Annotated in this window: 25 protein-coding genes, 1 tRNA gene and 2 pseudogenes; all 28 read left to right on the plus strand. The window is 52.5% G+C overall.

The annotated features are described in order from the left end of the window. The coding region (locus WC317_00920; GenBank protein ID MFA5338695.1) for an elongation factor Tu at positions 1-100 on the plus strand (100 nt) is incomplete at its 5' end. Between the two features lie 4 nt (positions 101-104). Then, positions 105-254: a 50S ribosomal protein L33 gene (gene rpmG, locus WC317_00925; GenBank protein ID MFA5338696.1), complete on the plus strand. Its 150-nt coding sequence runs from the start codon at positions 105-107 to the stop codon at positions 252-254. A gap of 51 nt (positions 255-305) precedes the next feature. After that, positions 306-382: transfer RNA gene (locus WC317_00930), tRNA-Trp, on the plus strand. A 12-nt stretch (positions 383-394) separates the two neighbouring features. After that, positions 395-595 (plus strand): preprotein translocase subunit SecE, encoded by a 201-nt coding sequence (secE, locus tag WC317_00935; GenBank protein ID MFA5338697.1) that lies wholly within the window; start codon positions 395-397, stop codon positions 593-595. Positions 596-601: 6 nt separating this feature from the next. Then, positions 602-1132: a transcription termination/antitermination protein NusG gene (nusG, locus tag WC317_00940; GenBank protein MFA5338698.1), complete on the plus strand. Its 531-nt coding sequence runs from the start codon at positions 602-604 to the stop codon at positions 1130-1132. Position 1133: 1 nt separating this feature from the next. Then, on the plus strand, positions 1134-1559 hold the full coding sequence (gene rplK, locus WC317_00945) for a 50S ribosomal protein L11 (protein MFA5338699.1): 426 nt from the start codon (positions 1134-1136) through the stop codon (positions 1557-1559). A 13-nt stretch (positions 1560-1572) separates the two neighbouring features. After that, positions 1573-2265, plus strand: a complete 693-nt coding sequence (rplA, locus tag WC317_00950; GenBank protein MFA5338700.1) for a 50S ribosomal protein L1 — start codon at positions 1573-1575, stop codon at positions 2263-2265. After that, positions 2265-2798, plus strand: a complete 534-nt coding sequence (rplJ, locus tag WC317_00955) for a 50S ribosomal protein L10 (GenBank protein MFA5338701.1) — start codon at positions 2265-2267, stop codon at positions 2796-2798. The genes rplA and rplJ overlap by 1 nt, the downstream gene beginning before the upstream one ends. Before the next feature lie 23 nt (positions 2799-2821). Continuing rightward, a complete protein-coding gene (gene rplL, locus WC317_00960; protein ID MFA5338702.1) occupies positions 2822-3226 on the plus strand; it encodes a 50S ribosomal protein L7/L12 in 405 nt (134 codons plus the stop codon). Positions 3227-3260: 34 nt separating this feature from the next. After that, a complete protein-coding gene (gene rpoB / locus WC317_00965) occupies positions 3261-6956 on the plus strand; it encodes a DNA-directed RNA polymerase subunit beta (GenBank protein ID MFA5338703.1) in 3696 nt (1231 codons plus the stop codon). Positions 6957-7009: 53 nt separating this feature from the next. Beyond that, positions 7010-10978, plus strand: a pseudogene (gene rpoC, locus WC317_00970) (DNA-directed RNA polymerase subunit beta'). A 33-nt stretch (positions 10979-11011) separates the two neighbouring features. After that, a complete protein-coding gene (rpsL, locus tag WC317_00975) occupies positions 11012-11383 on the plus strand; it encodes a 30S ribosomal protein S12 (protein ID MFA5338704.1) in 372 nt (123 codons plus the stop codon). A 13-nt stretch (positions 11384-11396) separates the two neighbouring features. Continuing rightward, positions 11397-11864: a 30S ribosomal protein S7 gene (rpsG, locus tag WC317_00980; GenBank protein ID MFA5338705.1), complete on the plus strand. Its 468-nt coding sequence runs from the start codon at positions 11397-11399 to the stop codon at positions 11862-11864. A gap of 51 nt (positions 11865-11915) precedes the next feature. Next, positions 11916-13994 carry an elongation factor G gene (gene fusA, locus WC317_00985; GenBank protein MFA5338706.1) on the plus strand — a complete coding sequence of 693 codons (2079 nt, stop codon included), beginning with the start codon at positions 11916-11918 and terminating at the stop codon, positions 13992-13994. Positions 13995-14007: 13 nt separating this feature from the next. Continuing rightward, positions 14008-15210, plus strand: coding sequence for an elongation factor Tu (tuf, locus tag WC317_00990; protein MFA5338707.1), 1203 nt, complete (start codon positions 14008-14010; stop codon positions 15208-15210). Positions 15211-15212: 2 nt separating this feature from the next. Next, positions 15213-15530, plus strand: a complete 318-nt coding sequence (rpsJ, locus tag WC317_00995; GenBank protein MFA5338708.1) for a 30S ribosomal protein S10 — start codon at positions 15213-15215, stop codon at positions 15528-15530. A 28-nt stretch (positions 15531-15558) separates the two neighbouring features. After that, a pseudogene (rplC, locus tag WC317_01000) lies at positions 15559-16182 on the plus strand (50S ribosomal protein L3). Positions 16183-16277: 95 nt separating this feature from the next. Further along, positions 16278-16907: a 50S ribosomal protein L4 gene (gene rplD / locus WC317_01005; protein ID MFA5338709.1), complete on the plus strand. Its 630-nt coding sequence runs from the start codon at positions 16278-16280 to the stop codon at positions 16905-16907. Further along, positions 16904-17185 (plus strand): 50S ribosomal protein L23, encoded by a 282-nt coding sequence (gene rplW / locus WC317_01010; GenBank protein MFA5338710.1) that lies wholly within the window; start codon positions 16904-16906, stop codon positions 17183-17185. Before rplD ends, rplW begins: the two co-directional genes overlap by 4 nt. Before the next feature lie 10 nt (positions 17186-17195). Further along, entirely contained in the window at positions 17196-18020 is an 825-nt protein-coding gene (rplB, locus tag WC317_01015) for a 50S ribosomal protein L2 (GenBank protein MFA5338711.1), read from the plus strand. Positions 18021-18023: 3 nt separating this feature from the next. Then, the gene (rpsS, locus tag WC317_01020; protein ID MFA5338712.1) at positions 18024-18305 is read left to right on the plus strand and encodes a 30S ribosomal protein S19; all 282 of its coding nucleotides are present in this window, start codon (positions 18024-18026) and stop codon (positions 18303-18305) included. 21 nt (positions 18306-18326) lie between these two features. Beyond that, a complete protein-coding gene (rplV, locus tag WC317_01025) occupies positions 18327-18734 on the plus strand; it encodes a 50S ribosomal protein L22 (GenBank protein MFA5338713.1) in 408 nt (135 codons plus the stop codon). Positions 18735-18743: 9 nt separating this feature from the next. Then, the gene (rpsC, locus tag WC317_01030) at positions 18744-19448 is read left to right on the plus strand and encodes a 30S ribosomal protein S3 (GenBank protein ID MFA5338714.1); all 705 of its coding nucleotides are present in this window, start codon (positions 18744-18746) and stop codon (positions 19446-19448) included. A gap of 40 nt (positions 19449-19488) precedes the next feature. Next, positions 19489-19911 carry a 50S ribosomal protein L16 gene (gene rplP / locus WC317_01035; protein ID MFA5338715.1) on the plus strand — a complete coding sequence of 141 codons (423 nt, stop codon included), beginning with the start codon at positions 19489-19491 and terminating at the stop codon, positions 19909-19911. Positions 19912-19930: 19 nt separating this feature from the next. Then, positions 19931-20131, plus strand: coding sequence for a 50S ribosomal protein L29 (gene rpmC, locus WC317_01040; protein MFA5338716.1), 201 nt, complete (start codon positions 19931-19933; stop codon positions 20129-20131). Then, the gene (gene rpsQ / locus WC317_01045; protein MFA5338717.1) at positions 20128-20376 is read left to right on the plus strand and encodes a 30S ribosomal protein S17; all 249 of its coding nucleotides are present in this window, start codon (positions 20128-20130) and stop codon (positions 20374-20376) included. Before rpmC ends, rpsQ begins: the two co-directional genes overlap by 4 nt. Then, positions 20373-20741 carry a 50S ribosomal protein L14 gene (rplN, locus tag WC317_01050; GenBank protein ID MFA5338718.1) on the plus strand — a complete coding sequence of 123 codons (369 nt, stop codon included), beginning with the start codon at positions 20373-20375 and terminating at the stop codon, positions 20739-20741. The genes rpsQ and rplN overlap by 4 nt, the downstream gene beginning before the upstream one ends. Beyond that, on the plus strand, positions 20742-21056 hold the full coding sequence (gene rplX, locus WC317_01055; protein MFA5338719.1) for a 50S ribosomal protein L24: 315 nt from the start codon (positions 20742-20744) through the stop codon (positions 21054-21056). Positions 21057-21059 lie beyond the last annotated feature (3 nt).

The following is a 21059-nucleotide window of genomic DNA, read 5'->3' on the forward strand; positions in this document are numbered from 1 at the left end:
ACTCATAATCCCCGTAGCCTTAGAGAAGGGCTTGCGCTTCGCCATACGCGAAGGCGGCCACACCGTAGGCGCGGGAGCGGTATCAGAGGTTATAGCGTAATCTTATGCAAGAGCAAGTGATTTTTGAATGCACGACCTGTAAGAACCATAATTATTCTTCGTCGAAGAATAAGAAGAACGTTACTGAGCGAATAGAACTGAAGAAATACTGCAGGTTCTGTAAGAAGCATACTGTCCACAAGGAAAAGAAATAGCAAGACCAAACCGCCTTCGGAAATTGAGTCCGCGAAGGCGGATTTAATTTTAGGCCAGTAGCTCTAATTGGTAGAGCAGCGGACTCCAAATCCGCCTGTTGGGGGTTCGAGTCCCTCCTGGCCTGCCAGAAAAAAATGCGATGAAAGCGATAGAAAACGTAAAAACATTTTTGAACGAAGTGAGGGCCGAGATGAAGAAGGTCTCGTGGTCGAGCCGCCAGGAACTGGTAGCTTCGGCGTGGATCGTCATCGTCTCCGTGCTGGTCTTCACCGTGATCTTGGGGTTCTTTGATTTTTCATTCTCGAAAATAGTCCATTTGATATTGAAACAAGGATTGTAAGCGAAGATGGCGAAGAAGTGGTACGTTATCCATACCCAGACAGGCGCGGAAGAGAAAGTTAAGTCCGCGATAGAGAAGCGCGCCGAGTCGAATAATATGAAGGAAGCCATCGCCCAGGTCCTCATCCCGACCGAACAGGTCTCGGAAGTAAAGGAAGGCAAGAAGAAGATAACCCAGAGGAAGTTCTTTCCCGGTTATGTCCTTGTCGAGATGGACCTTAACGACAATACATGGTACCTCGTCAAGAATACCACCGGCGTCACCGGTTTCATCGGCGCCAGGACAAAGCCCGTAGCCCTCAGGGAAGACGAAGTGCAGTCCATATTGAAACAGAGCGAGGACCGCAAGGTAAAACCGACGCCGAAGGTCATATTCGAGAGGGGCGAATCGGTAAGGGTGACGGACGGCCCGTTCACGAATTTTAACGGTGTAATAGAGGAAGTAAACCCGGATAAGGGTAAGTTGAAGGTTTCAGTCACGATATTCGGACGGTCGACCCCGGTCGAATTAGAATACTGGCAGGTAGAAAAACTCTAAAATGGCAAAGAAGATAAAGGCAACCATCAAATTGTATTGCCCGGCAGGCCAGGCTAATCCCGCGCCTCCGGTTGGTCCGGCGCTCGGTCAGCACGGCGTGAACATCATGGAGTTCTGCAAGAAGTTCAACGAGATGAGCAGGTCGCAGGAAGGCCTGACCCTCCCGGTAGTTATCTCGGTTTACGAAGACAAGAGTTTCAGCTTCATCGTGAAGAGCCCGCCCTGTTCGGTCCTGTTGAAGAGGGCGTGCAACCTCGCCAAGGCTTCGGGCGTCCCGAACAAAGAGAAGGTCGGCAAGGTCACGAAGGACCAGCTCATCGAGATAGCGAAGATAAAATTCAAAGACCTTAATACGGAAGATATTAACGAGGCGATAAAGATCGTAGCAGGAACCGCCCGCAGCATGGGCATCGACGTTGAAGGTTAAGGAAGAATCTAAAATGGCAAGCAAAAGAGTAAAGGCTTTCGAAGGTCTGGTAGACAAAAATAAGAAGTATTCACTTAAGGAAGCGATCTCCTTATTAAGGAAAGCTCCCAAGACGAAGTTCGACGAATCGGTGGATCTGGCCATAAAGCTGGATATAGATCCGAAACAGTCCGAACAGATGGTGAGGGGCACTATCGTCCTGCCGCACGGTACCGGTAAGACCAAGAGGGTCGCGGTATTCTGCAAAGGCGAATCGCAGCACAGGGCTAAGGAAGCCGGCGCTGAACATGTCGGCGCGGAAGACCTGATAGAAAAGGTGTCAAAGGGATTCCTCGATTTTGACGTCGCCGTCGCCTCGCCCGAGATGATGAGGGAACTCAGTAAACTCGGAAAAGTGCTAGGCCCGAAAGGCCTCATGCCTAACCCGAAGGCCGGCACGGTCACCGAAGATGTGGCCAAGGCCGTAAAGGAAGTCAAGGCCGGTAAGGTCGAGTTCAAGATGGACAAGATCTCCAATATAAATATATCCGTCGGGAAGGCCTCATTCGAAGATAACAAGATATATGAGAACGCTTATACCCTTATCGAGGCGGTACAGCACGCAAGGCCGGCCACGTTAAAGGGCAATTACATCAGGTCCATATCGATATCGACGACAATGGGTCCCGGAGTTAGGCTGGACCTTTCTAACCTGGCAAGGGGTTAATGGAAATGGAAAAACTTAGCCGCAAAGTCAAGGGAGTGATGGTAGATGAGGTCGCTGGCCTGATAAAGAATAACCCGTACCTCTTCTTCGTAAATTTTGAGAAGGTCAAGGCGTCAAAAACCGAGAAGCTGAGGAAGATGCTTAAGAAATCGTCTTCCGAGCTCAAGGTCGTAAAGAGGTCGATACTTAAGCTCGCGCTCAAGAAACAAAAGCTCGAGCCGTTATGCGATATCGCCGAGAAGTCATCGGCGGTTACGTTCTCCAAGGACGACCCGACCAAGGCCTCGAGGATATTATACGATTTCGCCAAGGCCGAACAGAACATGGTCATAAAGGGCGGGTATATGGACGGCCAGGTGCTTTCGACCGAAAGTGTCAAGGAATTAGCCATGCTGCCGCCGCGGGAAGTCATGCTGGCGAGGGTCATGGGCGGGATGAAAGCGCCTATTCAGGGCCTGGCTAATGTATTGAGGGGAAATTTGCAGAAACTGGTCAGGGTGCTGAACGAAGTCTCAAAGAAAAAGAGCAATTAAAAAAGAAGGAGAAGGAGGTTAAGATGGCAGAAGTGACGGAGAAGGTGGAACTTAGCAAGAAGTTGAATGACATAATGAAGTCGGTCGAGGAGATGAGTGTCCTTGAGCTTTCGACACTTGTTAAGGCGATGGAAGAGAAGTTCGGCGTGACTGCGGCTGTCCCGATGGCTGCAGCGGCTGCAGCGGCTCCCGCAGCAGCTGCCGCGGTAGAAGAGAAATCGACCTTTACCGTAGTTTTGACTGATTGCGGCGCCAACAAGATAAACGTCATCAAAGAGATCCGCTCGGTGACTACTCTCGGTTTGAAGGAAGCCAAGGACCTCGCTGATTCGGCCCCGAAACCGGTAAAAGAGAACGTTCCCAAGGAAGAAGCTGAAGCTATCAAGAAAAAGCTTGAAGCTGCCGGCGCAAAGGTCGAACTCAAGTAACGTTTTTGTTTAAAACCAAATCCGGGAAAACCAAATGGCGATAAAAAGGAAGAATTACGCGAAATTACCTGAACTTTTCGAGATGCCCAACCTTCTCGACGTGCAGGTCCGTTCGTATTATGATTTTCTCCAGACGGACGTGCCCAAGGCGAAGAGAGGGCGTACGGGGCTTGAAGAGGTATTCCATGAATTCTTCCCAATAGAGAGCCCAGACGGTGCGTATAAGCTCGAGTATGTCAACTACTCTCTCGGGAAGCCTAAGTATGACGATTTCGAATCGTTAAAGCTTGGCATGACATTCGCCGTACCCCTTAAACTTAAAATACGCCTAAGGGGAAAGAAGGACATCAAGGAGCAGGAAGTCTATTTAGGCGAACTGCCCCTTATGACCAGGACGGGGACCTTTATCGTGAACGGCGATGAAAGGGTCATCGTAAGCCAACTGCACCGTTCCCCGGGCGTCTCCTTCGAGGAAGAGACCCACCCGAACGGGAAGAAGCTCTTTTCGTCAAGGGTGATACCTTACAGGGGCTCCTGGATAGAGTTCGAGTTCGACGTAAACGATTGCCTGCACGCGGTCATCGACAGGAGGAAGAAAGTCCTCGCTACGGTGCTTTTACGCGCGATGGGCTATTCGACAGACGGCGATATACTTGACGCGTTCTGCGGCATCGATACAAAAACGCTCAAGGAGAAGCAGGACCTCAAAGACCTTATCGGCCATACGGTAGCCGCCGACATCGTGGACGAGAAGAGCGGAGAGGCGCTTAACCTGAAATACAAGAAGCTCGATAAAGAGCTCGTGGAAGAGCTTTGGGACAAGCATCACGTGAGATCGATACAGATACTAAAGCAGGCCTCCCTTGAAATAGAGAATACGCTCCAAAAAGACCATCTCAAGTCGAGGGATGAGGCGCTCATAGATATATATAGGAAGCTGCGCCCCGGCGACCCGGCTACGGTCGAATCGGCGCAGAACCTGATAAACCGGCTATTCTTCGATCCCAAGAGATACGACCTGGGCCGCGTCGGCCGTTATATCATAAACAGGAAAGTCGACCTGAACCTGCCTCTCGACCAGAGGACGATAACTCCCCAGGACCTGGTAGCGATAATCAAATATCTTATAAAGCTCAAGAACGGCGAAGGCCAGCTCGACGATATAGACCATCTCGGGAACAGGCGCATCCGCACCGTCGGAGAGCTGCTGCAGAACCAGTTCAGGATCGGTCTCGCCCGCCTCGAAAGGTCTATACGCGAGAGGCTCTCGATATACGACCTCGAGAACATAATGCCGCATAACCTGATAAATTCCAAACTGGTCTCAAGCGTGATCAGGGATTTCTTCGGACGTTCGCAGTTGTCGCAGTTCATGGACCAGACGAACCCGTTAGCCGAGATGACGCACAAGCGCCGCTTGAGCGCGCTCGGTCCAGGCGGCCTCTCGCGCGAGAGGGCCGGTTTCGAGGTCCGCGACGTCCATCATTCGCATTACGGCCGTATCTGCCCTATAGAGACGCCTGAAGGCCCGAACATCGGACTCATAGCTTCTTTATGCACTTACGCGCGCATTAACGAGTTTGGTTTCATAGAGACGCCTTACAGGAAAGCCGAAAAGGGCAGGGTCACGGAAAAGACCGATTATCTTTCTGCTGACATCGAAGATAAATATATAATCGCCCAGGCGAACGCAAAGCTCGAGTCGTCGGGCCGTTTCGCGGAAGGCGATGTGCTTTGCAGACATAAGGGCGATTTCCCGCTCACGCCCAGGGAAAAAGTCGATTACATGGACGTGAGCCCGAGACAGCTCGTTTCTATCGCTGCCAGTCTTATACCGTTCCTCGAGCATGATGACGCGAACCGCGCTCTTATGGGTTCGAACATGCAGCGCCAGGCCGTGCCTCTCATGGTCACCGAGGCCCCGCTTATCGCGACGGGAATAGAATACAGGGCCGCGAAAGACTCCGGCGCCGTGATAATAGCGGAAGAGGAAGGCGTCGTGAAATCGGTACAGGCCGATGAGATAACGATAGGCGATAAGACATACAGGCTGCGCAAGTTCATGCGTTCCAACGCGAATACCTGCGTCAACCAGAGGCCGATAGTCAAGATCGGTCAGAAGATAAAGAAGGGCGAAGTCATAGCAGACGGCCCCGGCACCTCGGAAGGCGAGCTTGCGCTGGGGAAGAACGTATTGGTCGCTTTCATGCCGTGGAGAGGTTATAATTTTGAAGACGCGATCATAATAAGCGAAAAGCTGGTCAAGGAAGACCTTTATACTTCCCTGCATATAGAAGAATTCGACAGCGAGGCACGCGATACCCGTTTGGGCAATGAAGAGGTTACGCGCGATATACCGAACGTGAGCGAAGACGCGCTCAAGAACCTCGATGAGCACGGTATCGTCAGGATCGGCGCCGAAGTCGAGCCCGGCGATATTTTGGTCGGAAAAGTCACGCCTAAGAGTGAGACCGAGCTTTCCCCCGAAGAGAAATTGCTCCGCGCCATATTCGGCGAGAAAGCCGGCGACGTCAGGGATACTTCCCTGACAGTCCCGCCCGGCGTAGAGGGTACGGTCGTCGAAGTCAAGGTCTTCAGCAGGAAGGGCGGAAAATCGAAGACCAAAGAAGAAGCGCAGAAAGAGATAAACGAGACCGATAAGATCAAGAAGGAATATAGCAGCCAGATAAACAACATACAGAAACAGAAGGCGCAGAAGCTCTCGAAGGTCCTGGTAGGCCAGAAGCTCGCCGCGAGCCTCGTCGATGACGAGACCGGCGAGACCCTCATCGCTAAAGACAAGACGATAAGGCAGACTGACCTCAAGAAACTCGAGAGATGCGACCTGGATAATATAAAGCTTCCCGAGAACAAGGAAGCCGAGGAAGAGATAAAACGCATCATAAAGATACTCGACGACCAGATACACGAACTCGAGTATGAGGAAGAGCGCGAGATAGACAAGATAAAGAGGGGCGACGAGCTCCCGGCGGGCGTATTGAAGAAGGTCGTAGTAATGGTCGCCACAAAGAGGAAGATCCAGGTCGGCGACAAGATGGCCGGTCGCCACGGGAATAAAGGTGTCGTCGCGAGGATAGTCCCGGAAGAGGATATGCCTTTCCTCCCGGACGGCACGGCCGTCGAGATAATATTGAACCCGTTGGGCGTTCCTTCCCGTATGAACGTCGGGCAGATACTGGAGACGCACCTTGGCTGGGCCGCGAAAGTGCTGGGTTTTCATGTCGCTTCGCCGGTCTTCGACGGCGCCAGGGAGGAAGAGATAAAGAAGGAATTGAAAGCCGCCGGCTTGCCCGAGGACGGCCGCATAACCCTCTATGACGGTTTAATAGGCAAGGCTTTCGACCAGAAAGTAACGGTCGGCTACATATATATGCTGAAACTTATCCACCTTGTGGATGAGAAGATACACGCCCGCTCGATCGGCCCGTATTCCCTCGTTACCCAGCAGCCGCTCGGCGGCAAGGCGCAGTTCGGCGGACAGAGGTTCGGCGAGATGGAAGTCTGGGCGCTCGAGGCCTACGGCGCAGCTTTCACTTTGCAGGAATTATTGACGGTCAAATCTGACGATGTCGTGGGACGCACGAGGATATACGAGGCGATAGTGAAGGGCGAGAACGCGCTTCAGCCCGGCACCCCCGAATCGTTTAATGTCTTGTTAAAAGAACTCCAGAGCCTGTGTCTTGACGTAAGGACGGAGAAGAAAAAATAATGTTAAAAGAAGATATTTTAGAAAAAGCCGGAAAGAAATCGAAGAAGGACGATATGTTCCTGAAGCCCCGCGATAAGTCGATGGAGGAACCCACTACCTTCGACGCGATAAGCATCAAGATCGCATCTAACGAGACTATCCGTTCCTGGTCGCGCGGCGAGGTCAAGAAACCCGAGACGATCAACTACAGGACGCTCAAGCCGGAAAAAGACGGCCTCTTCTGCGAGAAGATATTCGGCCCTACAAAGGACTGGGAGTGCAACTGCGGAAAATACAAGAGGATAAAATACAAGGGCATAGTCTGCGACAGGTGCGGCGTCGAGGTGACCCTCTCTAAGGTAAGGCGCGAGAGGATGGGCCATATCGAATTGGCCGCTCCGGTATCTCACATATGGTTCTTTAAGGCCATGCCCACCAGGATGGGCGCTCTCCTGGACATAAATTTAAGGGATCTCGAAAGGGTCCTCTATTACGAAGAATATATCGTCGTCGACCCGGGCGAATCTTCCCTCAAGAAGAAACAACTCCTGACCGAAGAACAGTACCAGGAGGCGCTTGAGAAGTTCGGCCATAAGTTCGAAGCCAGGATGGGCGCAGAGGCGATAAGGGAGCTTATCAAAGAGATAGACCTTGATAAGATGGCTACAAAACTGCACGCCGACCTCAAGAAGGCCAAGGCCGAACAGGCCCAGAAGAAGATAGCCAAGGTCTTGAAGATAGTCGAGGCCTTCAGGAAATCCGGCAACAAGCCCGATTGGATGATAATAGATGTCATCCCGGTCCTGCCGCCTGACCTCCGTCCGCTGGTCCCGCTTGACGGCGGAAGGTTCGCGACGAGCGACCTAAACGACCTCTACAGGAGGGTCATAAACAGGAATAACCGTCTTAAGAAATTACTCGAGCTCAAAGCGCCCGAGATAATCATAAGGAACGAGAAGAGGATGCTCCAGGAAGCTGTCGACGCGCTCTTCGATAACGGCCGCCACGGCAGGCCGGTCCTCGGTCCCGGGAACAGGCCGCTCAAGTCCTTGAGCGATATGCTTAAGGGCAAGCAGGGTCGTTTCCGCCAGAACCTCCTCGGCAAGCGCGTAGATTATTCGGGCCGTTCGGTCATCGTCGTAGGGCCTGAACTTAAGCTTAACCAGTGCGGCCTTCCGAAGAAGATGGCGCTCGAGCTCTTCGAGCCTTTCATCATAAGGAAGCTCAGGGAACAGGGTTTCGTCCATACGATAAAGAGCGCGAAAAAGATGGTAGAGAAGGCGCGCCTTGAGGTATGGGATATACTTGATGACGTCATCAAGGAACACCCGGTCATGCTGAACCGCGCCCCGACGCTCCACAGGCTCGGCATCCAGGCATTCGAGCCGGTCCTTATAGAAGGTAAAGCCATAAGGATACATCCGCTGGTCTGCACCGCTTTCAACGCCGATTTCGACGGCGACCAGATGGCCGTCCATGTGCCGCTTTCGATAGAGGCGCAGATGGAATGCAGGCTCCTCATGCTCTCTACGAATAATATATTCTCGCCGGCTAACGGCAACCCGATAACCACCCCGACGCAGGATATAGTCCTCGGCTGCTATTATTTGACGAAGGACAAAGACGGGGCTAAGGGCGAAGGCAAGGTCTTCAGCGACAAAGAGGAAGCCCTTATCGCTTTTGATGACGACCAGATAACGCTCCACTCGAAGATAAAGGTGAGGATAGACGGCAAGATCATCGACACGACCGTAGGAAGGGTCATATTCAACAACGTCTTTCCCGAAGGTTTCCTGTTCGTCAACAGGCCGATGAGCAAATCCGAACTCGGCGGCGTTATATTGGATGTGCACAAGCAGTTCGGCCAGAAAAAGACCGTCGAGATACTGGATAAACTCAAAAAACTCGGCTTTGAATACGCCACTATAGCCGGCATATCAATAGCGATCGACGACCTCCATATACCGACAGAGAAAGATAAGTTTATCAAGGAAGCCCGCGAAGAAGTCCTCCATGTCGAGACCCAGTACAGGAAGGGTCTTATAACCGACGGCGAAAGATATAACAATGTCATCGACATCTGGACAACTACGACGGACAAGATCTCGGACAAGATATTTGAAGAGCTTGATCAGTTCAATCCTATATTAATGATGGCCAACTCCGGCGCGCGCGGTTCGAAACAGCAGATCAGGCAGCTCGCCGGTATGAGAGGCCTCATGGCCAAACCTTCCGGCGAGATCATTGAGAGCCCGATCACCGCGAATTTCCGCGAGGGCCTCACGGTGCTGGAATACTTCATCTCGACGCACGGCGCGAGGAAGGGTCTTGCTGATACCGCTTTGAAGACCGCCGACTCGGGTTACCTGACCCGCAGGCTCGTAGACGTCGCGCAGGATGTCATTATAGCCGGCGACGACTGCGGCACATTGAACGGTATTTTCGTCAGCGCCATCATCGAAGGCGATGAGGTGGTCGTGCCCCTGAAGGAAAGGATCATCGGCAGGGTAGCGCTGGATAATATAGTGGATATAATCACCGACGAGGTCATAGTCTCGGCCGGCGACCAGATAACCGAAGAGGCCGGCGAACGCATCGAACAGGCGGGGATCGAGAGGATAAGGATAAGATCGGTCCTGACCTGCGAGGCTGACCACGGCTTGTGCGCCAAGTGTTACGGCCGCAACCTTGCGACAAACAGGATGGTAGAGTTAGGCGAGGCTATCGGCATAATCGCGGCGCAGTCTATCGGCGAACCCGGCACCCAGCTGACGATGAGGACTTTCCATATCGGCGGTACGGCGTACCGAGTCGTCGCGCAGTCTTTCATCAAGTCGAAGAACAAGGGTATCGTCAAATACCACAATCTTAAGGTCGCGGAGAAGGAGAAGGGATTCGTGGTCCTGAACAGGAACGGGCAGATCTCCGTCAATGACGAGAACGGCCGCGAACTTGAGAGATACACGGTCCCGCACGGCTCGCTTTTAACGGTCGGGGAAGAAAAGAAGGTCTCGAAGGACGAGATATTCGTCAAATGGGATCCTTACACCGTCCCGATACTTACGGAAGTCTCAGGCAAGGTCCGTTATGAAGATATTAAAGACGGCCAGACGATCAGGGAAGAGGCCGACTCCGAAACAGGGCTTACCGAAAGGGTCGTCATCGAGCATAAGGGCGAATACCATCCGCAGATCGTCATACTCGATAATAAGGATGAAGTCCAGGCCCTTTATTCGATCCCGTCCGGCGCGCACATCGTCGTAAAGGACGGACAGAAGGTTGCGGGCGGCGACCTTATAGGAAAAACACCGCGTAAGACCATCAAGACAAAAGACATTACCGGTGGTCTCCCTCGCGTAGCCGAACTATTTGAGGCACGCAGGCCTAAAGACCCGGCTATCATAAGCGAGATCGACGGTGTCGTGGAATTCGGTCCCTCGAAGAAGGGACAGCGCCGCGTCGTCGTAAAGAATCCGCAGACTAATATGAAGAAGGAATATCTGATCCCGCACGGAAAGCACCTTAACGTGTACAAGGGTGACAAGGTCGTCGCGGGCCAGCAGCTTATAGACGGACCCGTAGTCCCGCAGGATATACTGCGCGTTTCGGGCGATAAGAAACTCCAGGAATACCTCGTGAACGAGATCCAGGAGGTTTACAGGTTCCAGGGAGTCAAGATAAACGACAAGCATATCGAGGTCATTGTCCGCCAGATGCTCAAGAAGGTCAGGATAGACGAGCAGGGCGACACCGATTTCCTCGTCGGTAGCCAGGTCGACAAGTTAAAGTTCCTCGAAGAGAACGAGCGCGTAAAGAAGAAGGGCGGCAAGCCTGCGAGCGCGACACAGATGCTTCTCGGCATAACCAAGGCCGCGCTATCGACCGAAAGTTTCATCTCGGCGGCGAGCTTCCAGGAGACGACAAGGGTCCTTACCGACGCGGCCGCAAGCGGGAAGCGCGATGAGCTCAGGGGCTTGAAAGAGAATGTCATCATGGGCCATCTCATACCCGCGGGAACGGGTTTTGAGGCACACAGGAATATAGAAGTCGGAAAAAATCTGTAATCAGGAGATTAAATGCCAACGATATCGCAATTGATAAGGTACGGCAGGGAACAGAAAAAAAAGAGGACAAAATCCCCGGCGTTGAAGAAATGCCCGCAGAAACGCGGCGTATGCCTTCAGGTCAAGACGATGACGCCGAAGAAACCTAACTCGGCGTTAAGGAAGATCGCCAGGATAAGGCTGACTAACAGCGTAGAGGTCACGGGATATATCCCGGGTGAGGGCCATAACCTTCAGGAGCATTCTATCGTATTAGTCAGGGGCGGAAGAGTTAAAGATTTGCCCGGAGTCAGATATCACATCGTCCGCGGGACATTGGATGCCGCGGGAGTAAACCAGAGGAAGAAGTCGCGCTCGAAATACGGCGCGAAGATGCCCAAGTAAGGTTAAATAAAATATGAGAAGACGTAAAGCCGAAGGAAGAGAGATTTTACCGGACCCGAAATTCAAGTCGAAGATCGTCTCCAAGTTCATGAATATGATCATGGAGTGCGGGAAGAAATCGACCGCCGAACAGATCGTATACGGCGCATTTGAACAGGCGGCAAAGAAAGTCGGCAAAGAGCCGCTCGAGACTTTCCAGAAGGCGATCGATAACGCCAGGCCCCTGGTAGAGCTCAAATCCAGGAGAGTCGGCGGCGCGACATACCAGGTCCCGATCGAAGTGCGCCAGGACAGGGGAATCTCGCTCGCGATGAGGTGGATCAGGGATTTCGCAAGGAGCCGCAAAGGCAAGCCGATGGTCGATAAGCTGGCTGCCGAGATAATTGATGCTTATAACAGCACGGGATCCGCGGTAAAGAAACGCGAGGATATCCATAAGATGGCAGAGGCGAACAAGGCCTTCAGCCACTTCAGATGGTAAAAATGGACGACGATGGCTATAACAACACAGGTTGTACCAAATAGACAAAACATGGCTAGAGAATACTCTTTAGAGAATACAAGGAACATAGGCATCATAGCTCATATAGATGCCGGAAAAACGACCACGTCCGAAAGGGTGCTCTTCTATACGGGCCGTGTCCATAAGATCGGCAGCGTCGACGAAGGCACCGCTACGATGGACTGGATGGCCCAGGAGCAGGAACGCGGGATCACCATTACCTCGGCCAGCACGACGTGCTTCTGGAAAGATGTGCGAATAAACCTTATTGATACGCCGGGACATGTGGACTTCACGGTAGAAGTCGAGCGTTCGCTCAAGGTGTTGGACGGGGCTGTCGTCGTATTCTGCGCGGTCGGCGGTGTCGAGCCCCAGTCCGAGACGGTCTGGCGCCAGGCAGACAGGTACAAGGTCCCGAGGATCGCTTATATAAACAAGATGGACAGGACAGGAGCTGATTTCTTCGGGACGGTAAAACAGATGATAGAGAGATTGGGCGCTGTGCCTGTTCCGATACAGATACCTTACGGCAGTGAAGAGAATTTCAAGGGCATAGTCGACCTTATCGAGATGAAAGCCCTTAAGTATGATGACGTAAAAGGCGTGGAATTCGAGACACAGGATGTGCCGGCCGACCTCCTCTCGATGGCGAAGGAATACCGCGCGCATATGATAGAGAAGATAGCCGAAGTCGACGACCACCTCATGGAAAAATTCGTCCACGGTCAGGAGCCGACCATCGAAGAGATAAAGAAGGCGTTAAGGAAGGCCGTTATCAAGAGCGTCGTGGTCCCGGTCGTCTGCGGCAGTTCGTTCAGGAACAAAGGGGTCCAGCCGGTTTTGGACGCGGTATGCGATTACCTCCCGAGCCCGCTCGACGTGCCCTCCATGAAGGGATTAAATCCCGAGTCGGGACAGCACGAGGAGAGGACGGCATCGGATGACCAGCCGTTCTGCGCGCTGGCTTTTAAGATAATGTCAGACCCGTACGTCGGAAAGCTTACTTATTTCAGGGTATATTCCGGCGTGCTTGAGGCTGGTTCATATATCTATAATTCGAACAAGGACGTCAAGGAGCGCGTCGGCAAGATAGTGCGTATGCATGCCAACAAGCAGGAGATAGTCGAGCAGGTCTATTCCGGTGAGATCGCCGCGGCGGTCGGGTTAAAGGACACAAAGACCGGCGACACGATCTGCGATGAGGAACATCCGATAACTCTCGAGTCGATGCATTTCCCCGAGCCTGTCGTTTCGCTCGCTATCGAGCCGGCGACCAAGGCCGACCAGGACAAACTCGGTATGGTCTTGAATAAATTCATGGAAGAGGACCCCTCTTTCAGGGTCAATTATAACCAGGAGACCGGACAGACCATAATATCCGGTATGGGAGAACTCCACCTTGAGATCATCGTCGATAGGATGATGAGGGAATTCAAGCTCGAGGCGAATGTCGGTAAACCGCAGGTCGCGTATAAGGAGACCGTGACGAAACCTTCGCACAGCGTCGGGAAGTTCATACACCAGTCCGGCGGCCGCGGCCAGTACGGCCATGTGGTTTTGGATATGGAGCCGGGCGAGCCGAATTCGGGCATTACTTTTATAAACAAGATCGTCGGCGGATCTATCCCGAAGGAATATATACCCGCGGCAAAAGCCGGCGTATTGATGGCGGCCAAGAGCGGCGCTCTCGCGGGATATCCGGTAATAGATGTCAAGGTCACATTAGTCGACGGCTCGTATCATGAGGTCGACTCATCGGAAATGGCGTTCAAGACCGCCGGCTCCATGGGCTTTGTGGACGGCCTGAAACGCGGGGGACCGGTATTACTCGAGCCTATCATGGAGATAGAGGTCACTATACCCGATGAATTCATGGGCTCGGTCATAGGAGACCTTAATTCACGCCGCGCAAAGATAGATTCCATCAACCAAAGGGCTAACGCGAAGGTCCTCGCAGGGACCGTCCCGCTGGCCGAGATGTTCGGATACGCATCGGCCCTAAGGTCCTTGACACAGGGCCGTGGAACATATACAATGGAACCTTCGTGCTATACGGAAGTTCCGAGACAAATAGCGGAAAAAGTTATAGCTTCCGCGACGAAAGGCTAAAAGGAGGAATCCAATGGCAAAGGAAAAATTTTTACGCAATAAGCCCCACGTTAACGTAGGCACAATAGGCCACGTAGACCACGGCAAGACGACATTGACCGCCGCCATTACCATGTGCTTGAACAAGAAGGGTATGGCCGAGGTAAGGGCCTATGATTCTATCGATAACGCGCCCGAAGAGAAAGAGCGCGGCATCACGATAAACATCGCCCACGTAGAATACCAGTCCGACAAGCGCCATTACGCCCACGTCGACTGCCCGGGCCATGCCGACTACATAAAGAACATGATCACCGGCGCCGCCCAGATGGACGGAGCTATCCTTGTCGTATCGGCCCCTGACGGCCCGATGCCCCAGACAAGAGAGCATATACTCCTGGCCCGCCAGGTAGGCGTCCCCTATATAGTCGTATTCATGAACAAATGCGACGTAGTCGACGATAAAGAGCTCTTAGACTTAGTCGAGCTCGAAGTAAGAGAACTCCTCACCAAGTATGAATTCCCCGGGGATAAGACCCCGATAGTCCGCGGCTCGGCCCTAAACGCCATGAACTGCGCCTGCGGCAAAGACGACTGCCCCAACTGCAAACCCATCTTTGAACTGGTTAAAGCATTAGACACCTACATCCCCGAACCCAAACGCGAGACCGATAAACCCTTCCTGATGGCCATCGAAGACGTATTCTCCATCACAGGCCGCGGCACCGTCGGCACCGGACGCATCGAGCGCGGTGTCGTCAAGGTAAACGACGAGGTCGAGATCGTAGGTATGCGCAAGGATACGCGTAAGACAGTAGTAACCGGCATCGAGATGTTCCGCAAGCTCCTCGATGAGGGCATGGCAGGAGATAACGCAGGAGTCCTCTTAAGGGGCATCGAGAAGAAAGACCTGGAGCGCGGCCAGGTATTGGCCAAGCCGGGTTCTATCACCCCGCACACCAAGTTCAAGGCCCAGGTCTACATCCTGACCAAGGAAGAGGGCGGCAGGCACACGCCGTTCTTTACCGGATACAGGCCCCAGTTCTACTTTAGGACCACAGATGTCACCGGCGTTTCCACATTGCCCGCGGGTGTCGAGATGGTCATGCCCGGAGATAACGTATCATTCGAAGTCGAACTCATAATCCCCGTAGCCTTAGAGAAGGGCTTGCGCTTCGCCATACGCGAAGGCGGCCACACCGTAGGCGCGGGAGCGGTATCAGAGGTTATAGCGTAAATATGACTACCACAGTCCAGAAAGCCAGGATCAGGATAAAACTTAGGGCATACGACCACAGGGTCCTCGACCAATCCGCGGCCGAGATAGTGGAGACCGCGAAGAGGACCGGAGCGAAGGTCCTGGGACCGATACCCCTTCCGACGGATAAGGAAGTATATACGGTCCTGCGCTCGCCGCATATCGACAAGAAATCGCGCGAACAATTCCAGCTCAAGACGCACAAGCGCGTTTTGGATATCGTCGAGCCTACATCGAAGACGATCGATGCCTTGAAAAAACTCGATCTTCCGGCCGGTGTGGACGTGGAAATAAAGTAAATGAACAAAAGGATCAGGTAACCGTAAAATGCCAGTAGGAATATTAGGAAAAAAAATAGGAATGAGCCAGGTCTTCAGGGATGACGGGAGGGTCATACCCGTCACCGTGATCGAGGCCGGCCCTTGCAATGTTCTGCAGATAAAGACAAAGGTCAAAGACGGATATGACGCCATCCAGATCGGCTTTGGCGAAAAGAAAGAAAAGAACGTAAGCAAGCCTGACATGGGAAAATTCAAGAAGACAAAAGTGACCCCTAAAAGGTACGTCAGGGAGATCAGGATTTCAGCCGACCAGAAGTTCGAGCTCGGCCAGCAGGTAAAGGTCGATGTTTTCGCCGCGGGCGATGCCGTAGATGTCATTGGCACCTCCATAGGTAAAGGGTTCCAGGGCGGCATGAAGAGATGGCACTGGAGGGGCGGAAAGAAGACGCATGGTTCCACATCGCACCGCAGGGTCGGTTCAATAGGTTCATCTACTACCCCCGGTAGGGTTATAAGGGGTCATCATATGCCCGGGAGAATGGGCGGCGATACTGTGACCGTCCAGAACCTCGAGGTGGTAAAGATAGATACGGAGAATAACCTCCTTGTAGTGGAAGGCGCTGTCCCCGGGCCTGCTAACAGCCTTTTGGTCATAAAGAAGGCGTTGAAACGCGCCAAGGCCAAGATCCCGCAGCTGGTACTCACCATGGAGAAGAAAGACAAGAAGAAGGAAGCGGCCCCAAAGAAAGAGGCTAAGAAGAAATAATGGCAGAAATAGAGATTTATAATATAAAAGGTAAATCGGTCGGAAAGATCGAACTCGATAAAGATATATTCAACGGCGAGGTCAACGAAGCGATACTTCACCAGGTGATAAGGATGTATGAAGCCAACCAAAGGCAGGGCACCGCTTCCACGAAGACGCGTTCGGACGTTTCCGGCGGCGGCAAGAAACCTTGGAAGCAGAAGGGCACCGGCCGCGCCAGGGCAGGCACCATAAGGTCTCCTTTGTGGAGAGGCGGCGGTATAGTATTCGGCCCGCATCCGAGGGATTATTCCTACCAGGTGCCAAGGTCGGTTAAGAGGCTCGCGCTGATCTCGAGCCTTAACGCGAAATTAAACGACAAGAATATGATAGTTATTGATGAGATTAAGCTCGAGAAGGCGAAGACGAAAGAGATCGCCGCAGCACTGCGTAATTTAAAGGCCGAAAAGAAACCTTTGCTGGTGCTGGAAGAAAGAAATGAGACGGTGGTCAGGGCTTCCCGTAATATAGCCAACCTCCTGCTGAGGGATTACAAGTCGCTCAACGCGTACGAAGTGCTGAAACAGCAAAAGCTTGTTATGACCCAGAAGGCGCTTGCCGCCCTCACTAAAATACTGGTGAAACAATGATACGGAAATATAAGATATTGAAAGGATTGCTCCATTCGGAGAAGGGTTCGACGCTGCTGCCTTTTAATAAATATGTTTTCGAAGTCTACAAGGACGCCAATAAGGCGGAGATAAAGAAAGCCATCGAGCTGGTATACAAAGTCAAGGTGAAAGACGTCAACACCATGATAATGTCCGGCAAATGGCGCAGGGTAAGGTTCAAACCGGGCAAGACGCCCGATTGGAAGAAGGCGATAGTGACATTGCGCAAGGGCGACAAGATAGACGTGACGACATAAGGTAAAGCAAATGCTAAAGACATATAAACCATATACGAAATCGAGAAGGTGGATGACATCGTCGGATTTCTCGATGTTGACGAAGAAAGAGCCGGAGAAGAATCTTCTCCTTCCGAAGAGGAAGAAGGCCGGGCGCAATAACCACGGCCATGTGACCGTACGCCACCAGGGCGGCGGCCATAAGAGGATGATCAGGATTGTGGATTTTAAGCGTGACAAGGCCGGCGTACCTTCCAAGGTCATCGCGCTGGAGTACGATCCGAACAGGTCGGCTTTCCTCGCGCTGCTTGAATATGAGGGCGGGGAGCGCAGGTATATCATAGCCCCGGTTGACCTGAAGGTAGGAGATGCGGTGATGTCCGGACCCGATGCCGATATAAAACCCGGCAATGCGCTCCCTATAAAGAATATACCGGTAGGTACATTTATACATAATATCGAGCTGGCCAAAGGTATGGGCGCGAAGATCGTCCGTTCGGCGGGAACGAGCGCGCAGCTCATGGCGAAGGAAGGCGAGTACGCCAACATAAAACTGCCTTCGGGCGAGATACGTCTTATCCACCTGGACTGCTATGCGACGATCGGTCAGGTCGGCAACGTCGACCACGGAAAAATATCGATAGGAAAGGCCGGAAGGAAGAGATGGATGGGTATACGCCCGACGGTAAGAGGCGTTGCGATGAACCCGCACGACCATCCGCACGGCGGCGGCGAAGGCAAGTCCGGGCAGGGTAACCCGCATCCGGTTTCACGTGAGGGTTTGCTTGCCAAGGGTTTTAGGACCAGGAAAAAGGGCAAGTATTCTGACAGATTGATAATTAAGCGGAGGAGATAATAGATGGGTCGTTCGGCTAAAAAAGGGCCGTTTGTTGAACCGAAACTGCTCAAGAAGATAGAGAAGATGAAGGGCGACAAGAAGCCCATCAAGACATGGTCAAGAAGGTCGACCGTCATCCCGGAATTTATCGGTTATACTTTCCTGGTGCATAACGGGAACAAGTTCATCCCGGTCTTTGTCACCGAGAATATGGTAGGGCACAAACTGGGGGAGTTTTCCCCAACGAGGACGTTCAGGAAGCATGGCGGCGTCAAGTCTAAAGAAGCGCCGGCTGTAACTTAAACCAGAGGATAATCGGAAGAGATGGTATCAGCAGGAAGAGTAGTAGCTAAATATATCAAGACATCCCCTTATAAGATGCGCAAGGTCATGGACGTTATCAGGGGCAAGGACGTGAATTCAGCGCTCGGCATTTTAGAGAATATCGAAAAGCGTTCCCGCATCTACCTGATCCGCGCTTTGAAATCAGCGATCGCCTCGGCAAAGCAGGGCGGGAAGGTAAAGCAGGATGAGCTTTTCATCTGGAAGATAACCGCAGATGACGGCCCCACAATGAGGCGGTATAAAGCCGCGGCTATGGGCAGGGCGACTATGATACGCAAGAGGACCAGCCACATAATAATTGAACTGGGCATGATGGAAGTGCCGGTCAAGAAAACTCCCGCCACGGGTGGGGTCAAAGGCGCCGCGCCAAAAACGGGGAAGAAATAGGAGGGGTTAGTGGGTCATAAAGTAAATCCGATATCAATGAGGTTGGGATACATAAAGACCTGGAAATCCCGTTGGTTTGCCAGGAAGAAGGGTTATGCCGATTTCCTCCACGAGGATCTAGATATCCGTAAATACGTCAAAAAGAGTTTTTCCGCGGCCGGCATATCATCCATTGATATCGAACGCGCCAGCAACAAGGCGAAGGTTATAATTTATACCGCCAGGCCCGGTATCATAATCGGCAGGAAGGGCGCCGATATCGACCGCCTGCGCGACGACCTCCAGGATAAGACGAAGAAAGAAATATATATAGAGATAAAAGAGGTGAAGAACCCCTCCATAGATGCACAGCTTGTGGCGGAGAACATCGCCTTCCAGTTGGAGAAGCGCATCGCCTTCAGGCGCGCAATGAAGAAAGCGGTCCAGCAGGCGATGAATTCCGGCGCCCAGGGCATAAAGGTCAAATGCGCGGGAAGGCTCGGCGGCGCAGAAATGTCACGTACCGAGGGTTATAAAGAAGGAAAGGTCCCGCTGCAGACTTTCAGGGCGGACATAGATTACGGCTTCACCGAGGCGCATACTACCTACGGCCTCATAGGCGTAAAATCGTGGATATACAAGGGCGATATCCTCGACAAGAAAGAGATAGCGAAGGCATCGGGTGAGGATACTGAGGGAACAGGTAAGGCGCCCGAGGCGCCCGCGCAAAGTTAATCAAGCCCCGCAAAAAACGCGCGGGACGAGGAGCATTTAGATGGCGTTATTTCCAAAAAGAGTAAAATACAGAAAGTCGCAAAGAGGCAGGCGCAAGGGCGTAGCGATGACCGGCTCGTCGATAGCATTCGGCGAATACGGCCTCCAGTGCCTCGAGAACGGCTGGATAAAGAATACACAGATAGAGGCGGCAAGGGTAGTCATCTCGCGCCACCTTAAAGGCGGCGGCAAGGCCTGGATAAGGATATTCCCGGACAAGCCGGTCAGCAAGAAGCCCGCTGAAACGAGGATGGGTAAAGGAAAGGGCATGACCGACCACTGGGTCGCCGTAATAAAGCGCGGAAGGATCCTGTTCGAGGTCGAGGGCCTTCCCGAGTCGATAGCCAAAGAGGCGATGCGCCTGGCTTCCTCGAAACTTCCTTTAAGAACTAAATTTGTGGCCAGGGCCAGAGCGGCCGCATAACCCGGGGAATTAACTTAAGATGCCGATAAAAACACAGGAATTAAGGAATATGGCGGCGGAGGAGCTTAAAGCGAAATATAGCCTGCTTACGGAATCGCTTTTCAAGCTGAACCAGCAGGCTAAGATCGGGAAGCTCGAGAAGCCCGACCAGATCCGCCAGATGAGGAAGGATATCGCGCGGATACTGACCATAATAAGGGAAAAGGATATCAAGATATGAACGAAAGAGGAAACAGGAAAGAATTATTAGGGATAGTGACCAGCGACAAGATGCAGAACACCATCGTCGTGAAGGTAGAGTCCTTCTCGAAGCACGCTGCCTACAAGAGGACCATCCGCAGGGTGAAGAAATTCAAGGTCCACGACGAGGAAAAGAAGGCGAAGGTCGGGGACAGGGTAAAGATAGTCGAGACACGCCCGATCTCCAAAGACAAGAGATGGAGATTGGTTGAGGTACTGAAATGATACAGTTGCGTTCTATATTGGTTGTAGCCGATAATACCGGCGCGAAGAAAGCCGCCATGATACAGGTCCTGGGACGCCACGGAAAGGTAATGGCAGACCTTGGGGATATAATCAAGATACACATAAAGGAGTCGACGCCGGACGCGATAGTAAAGAAGGGCGAGGTCGCCAACGCCGTAGTGGTAAGGCTGAAATCGCCGACCAGGAGATCCGACGGTTCTTATCTCAGGTTCGACAGCAACGCGATCGTCATAATAGACACCCAAAAGAACCCCAGGGGCACGAGGATATTCGGCCCGGTGGCAAGGGAACTGCGCGACAGGGGTTTTTCGAAGATAATATCGTTAGCTCCAGAGGTAATATAGATGATAAGGATAAGGAAGAACGACACGGTAATGATAATGAAGGGCAGGGATAACGGCAAAACGGGCCGCGTCATGAGGATACTGTCCGGTACCGGTAAGGCTATAGTCGAGGGGCGTAACTTCGTGAAGAAACATGCCCATAAGACACAGAAGAATCCGCAGGGCGGGATAATACAGATAGAGAGCCCGATAGCGCTGTCGAATATCATGCCTGTCTGCCCCAAATGCGGAAAACCGGTCAGGATCGGGATAGCGGCCGGTAAGGACGGCAAGAAGACGAGGATATGCATGAAATGCAAGGAGGCGCTTGCCTGATGA

It is taken from the genome of Candidatus Omnitrophota bacterium, from assembly GCA_041653595.1.
Classification (GTDB): Bacteria; Omnitrophota; Gorgyraeia; order Pluralincolimonadales; family Pluralincolimonadaceae; genus Pluralincolimonas.

What these genes read in the sequence shown, in the direction of transcription:
- rpmG (MFA5338696.1), top strand. Translation starts at nt 105, where the DNA reads ATGCAAGAGCAAGTGATTTTTGAATGCACGACCTGTAAGAACCATAAT.
- secE (MFA5338697.1), top strand. Translation starts at nt 395, where the DNA reads ATGAAAGCGATAGAAAACGTAAAAACATTTTTGAACGAAGTGAGGGCC.
- nusG (MFA5338698.1), top strand. Translation starts at nt 602, where the DNA reads ATGGCGAAGAAGTGGTACGTTATCCATACCCAGACAGGCGCGGAAGAG.
- rplK (MFA5338699.1), top strand. Translation starts at nt 1,134, where the DNA reads ATGGCAAAGAAGATAAAGGCAACCATCAAATTGTATTGCCCGGCAGGC.
- rplA (MFA5338700.1), top strand. Translation starts at nt 1,573, where the DNA reads ATGGCAAGCAAAAGAGTAAAGGCTTTCGAAGGTCTGGTAGACAAAAAT.
- rplJ (MFA5338701.1), top strand. Translation starts at nt 2,265, where the DNA reads ATGGAAATGGAAAAACTTAGCCGCAAAGTCAAGGGAGTGATGGTAGAT.
- rplL (MFA5338702.1), top strand. Translation starts at nt 2,822, where the DNA reads ATGGCAGAAGTGACGGAGAAGGTGGAACTTAGCAAGAAGTTGAATGAC.
- rpoB (MFA5338703.1), top strand. Translation starts at nt 3,261, where the DNA reads ATGGCGATAAAAAGGAAGAATTACGCGAAATTACCTGAACTTTTCGAG.
- rpsL (MFA5338704.1), top strand. Translation starts at nt 11,012, where the DNA reads ATGCCAACGATATCGCAATTGATAAGGTACGGCAGGGAACAGAAAAAA.
- rpsG (MFA5338705.1), top strand. Translation starts at nt 11,397, where the DNA reads ATGAGAAGACGTAAAGCCGAAGGAAGAGAGATTTTACCGGACCCGAAA.
- fusA (MFA5338706.1), top strand. Translation starts at nt 11,916, where the DNA reads ATGGCTAGAGAATACTCTTTAGAGAATACAAGGAACATAGGCATCATA.
- tuf (MFA5338707.1), top strand. Translation starts at nt 14,008, where the DNA reads ATGGCAAAGGAAAAATTTTTACGCAATAAGCCCCACGTTAACGTAGGC.
- rpsJ (MFA5338708.1), top strand. Translation starts at nt 15,213, where the DNA reads ATGACTACCACAGTCCAGAAAGCCAGGATCAGGATAAAACTTAGGGCA.
- rplD (MFA5338709.1), top strand. Translation starts at nt 16,278, where the DNA reads ATGGCAGAAATAGAGATTTATAATATAAAAGGTAAATCGGTCGGAAAG.
- rplW (MFA5338710.1), top strand. Translation starts at nt 16,904, where the DNA reads ATGATACGGAAATATAAGATATTGAAAGGATTGCTCCATTCGGAGAAG.
- rplB (MFA5338711.1), top strand. Translation starts at nt 17,196, where the DNA reads ATGCTAAAGACATATAAACCATATACGAAATCGAGAAGGTGGATGACA.
- rpsS (MFA5338712.1), top strand. Translation starts at nt 18,024, where the DNA reads ATGGGTCGTTCGGCTAAAAAAGGGCCGTTTGTTGAACCGAAACTGCTC.
- rplV (MFA5338713.1), top strand. Translation starts at nt 18,327, where the DNA reads ATGGTATCAGCAGGAAGAGTAGTAGCTAAATATATCAAGACATCCCCT.
- rplP (MFA5338715.1), top strand. Translation starts at nt 19,489, where the DNA reads ATGGCGTTATTTCCAAAAAGAGTAAAATACAGAAAGTCGCAAAGAGGC.
- rpmC (MFA5338716.1), top strand. Translation starts at nt 19,931, where the DNA reads ATGCCGATAAAAACACAGGAATTAAGGAATATGGCGGCGGAGGAGCTT.
- rpsQ (MFA5338717.1), top strand. Translation starts at nt 20,128, where the DNA reads ATGAACGAAAGAGGAAACAGGAAAGAATTATTAGGGATAGTGACCAGC.
- rplN (MFA5338718.1), top strand. Translation starts at nt 20,373, where the DNA reads ATGATACAGTTGCGTTCTATATTGGTTGTAGCCGATAATACCGGCGCG.
- rplX (MFA5338719.1), top strand. Translation starts at nt 20,742, where the DNA reads ATGATAAGGATAAGGAAGAACGACACGGTAATGATAATGAAGGGCAGG.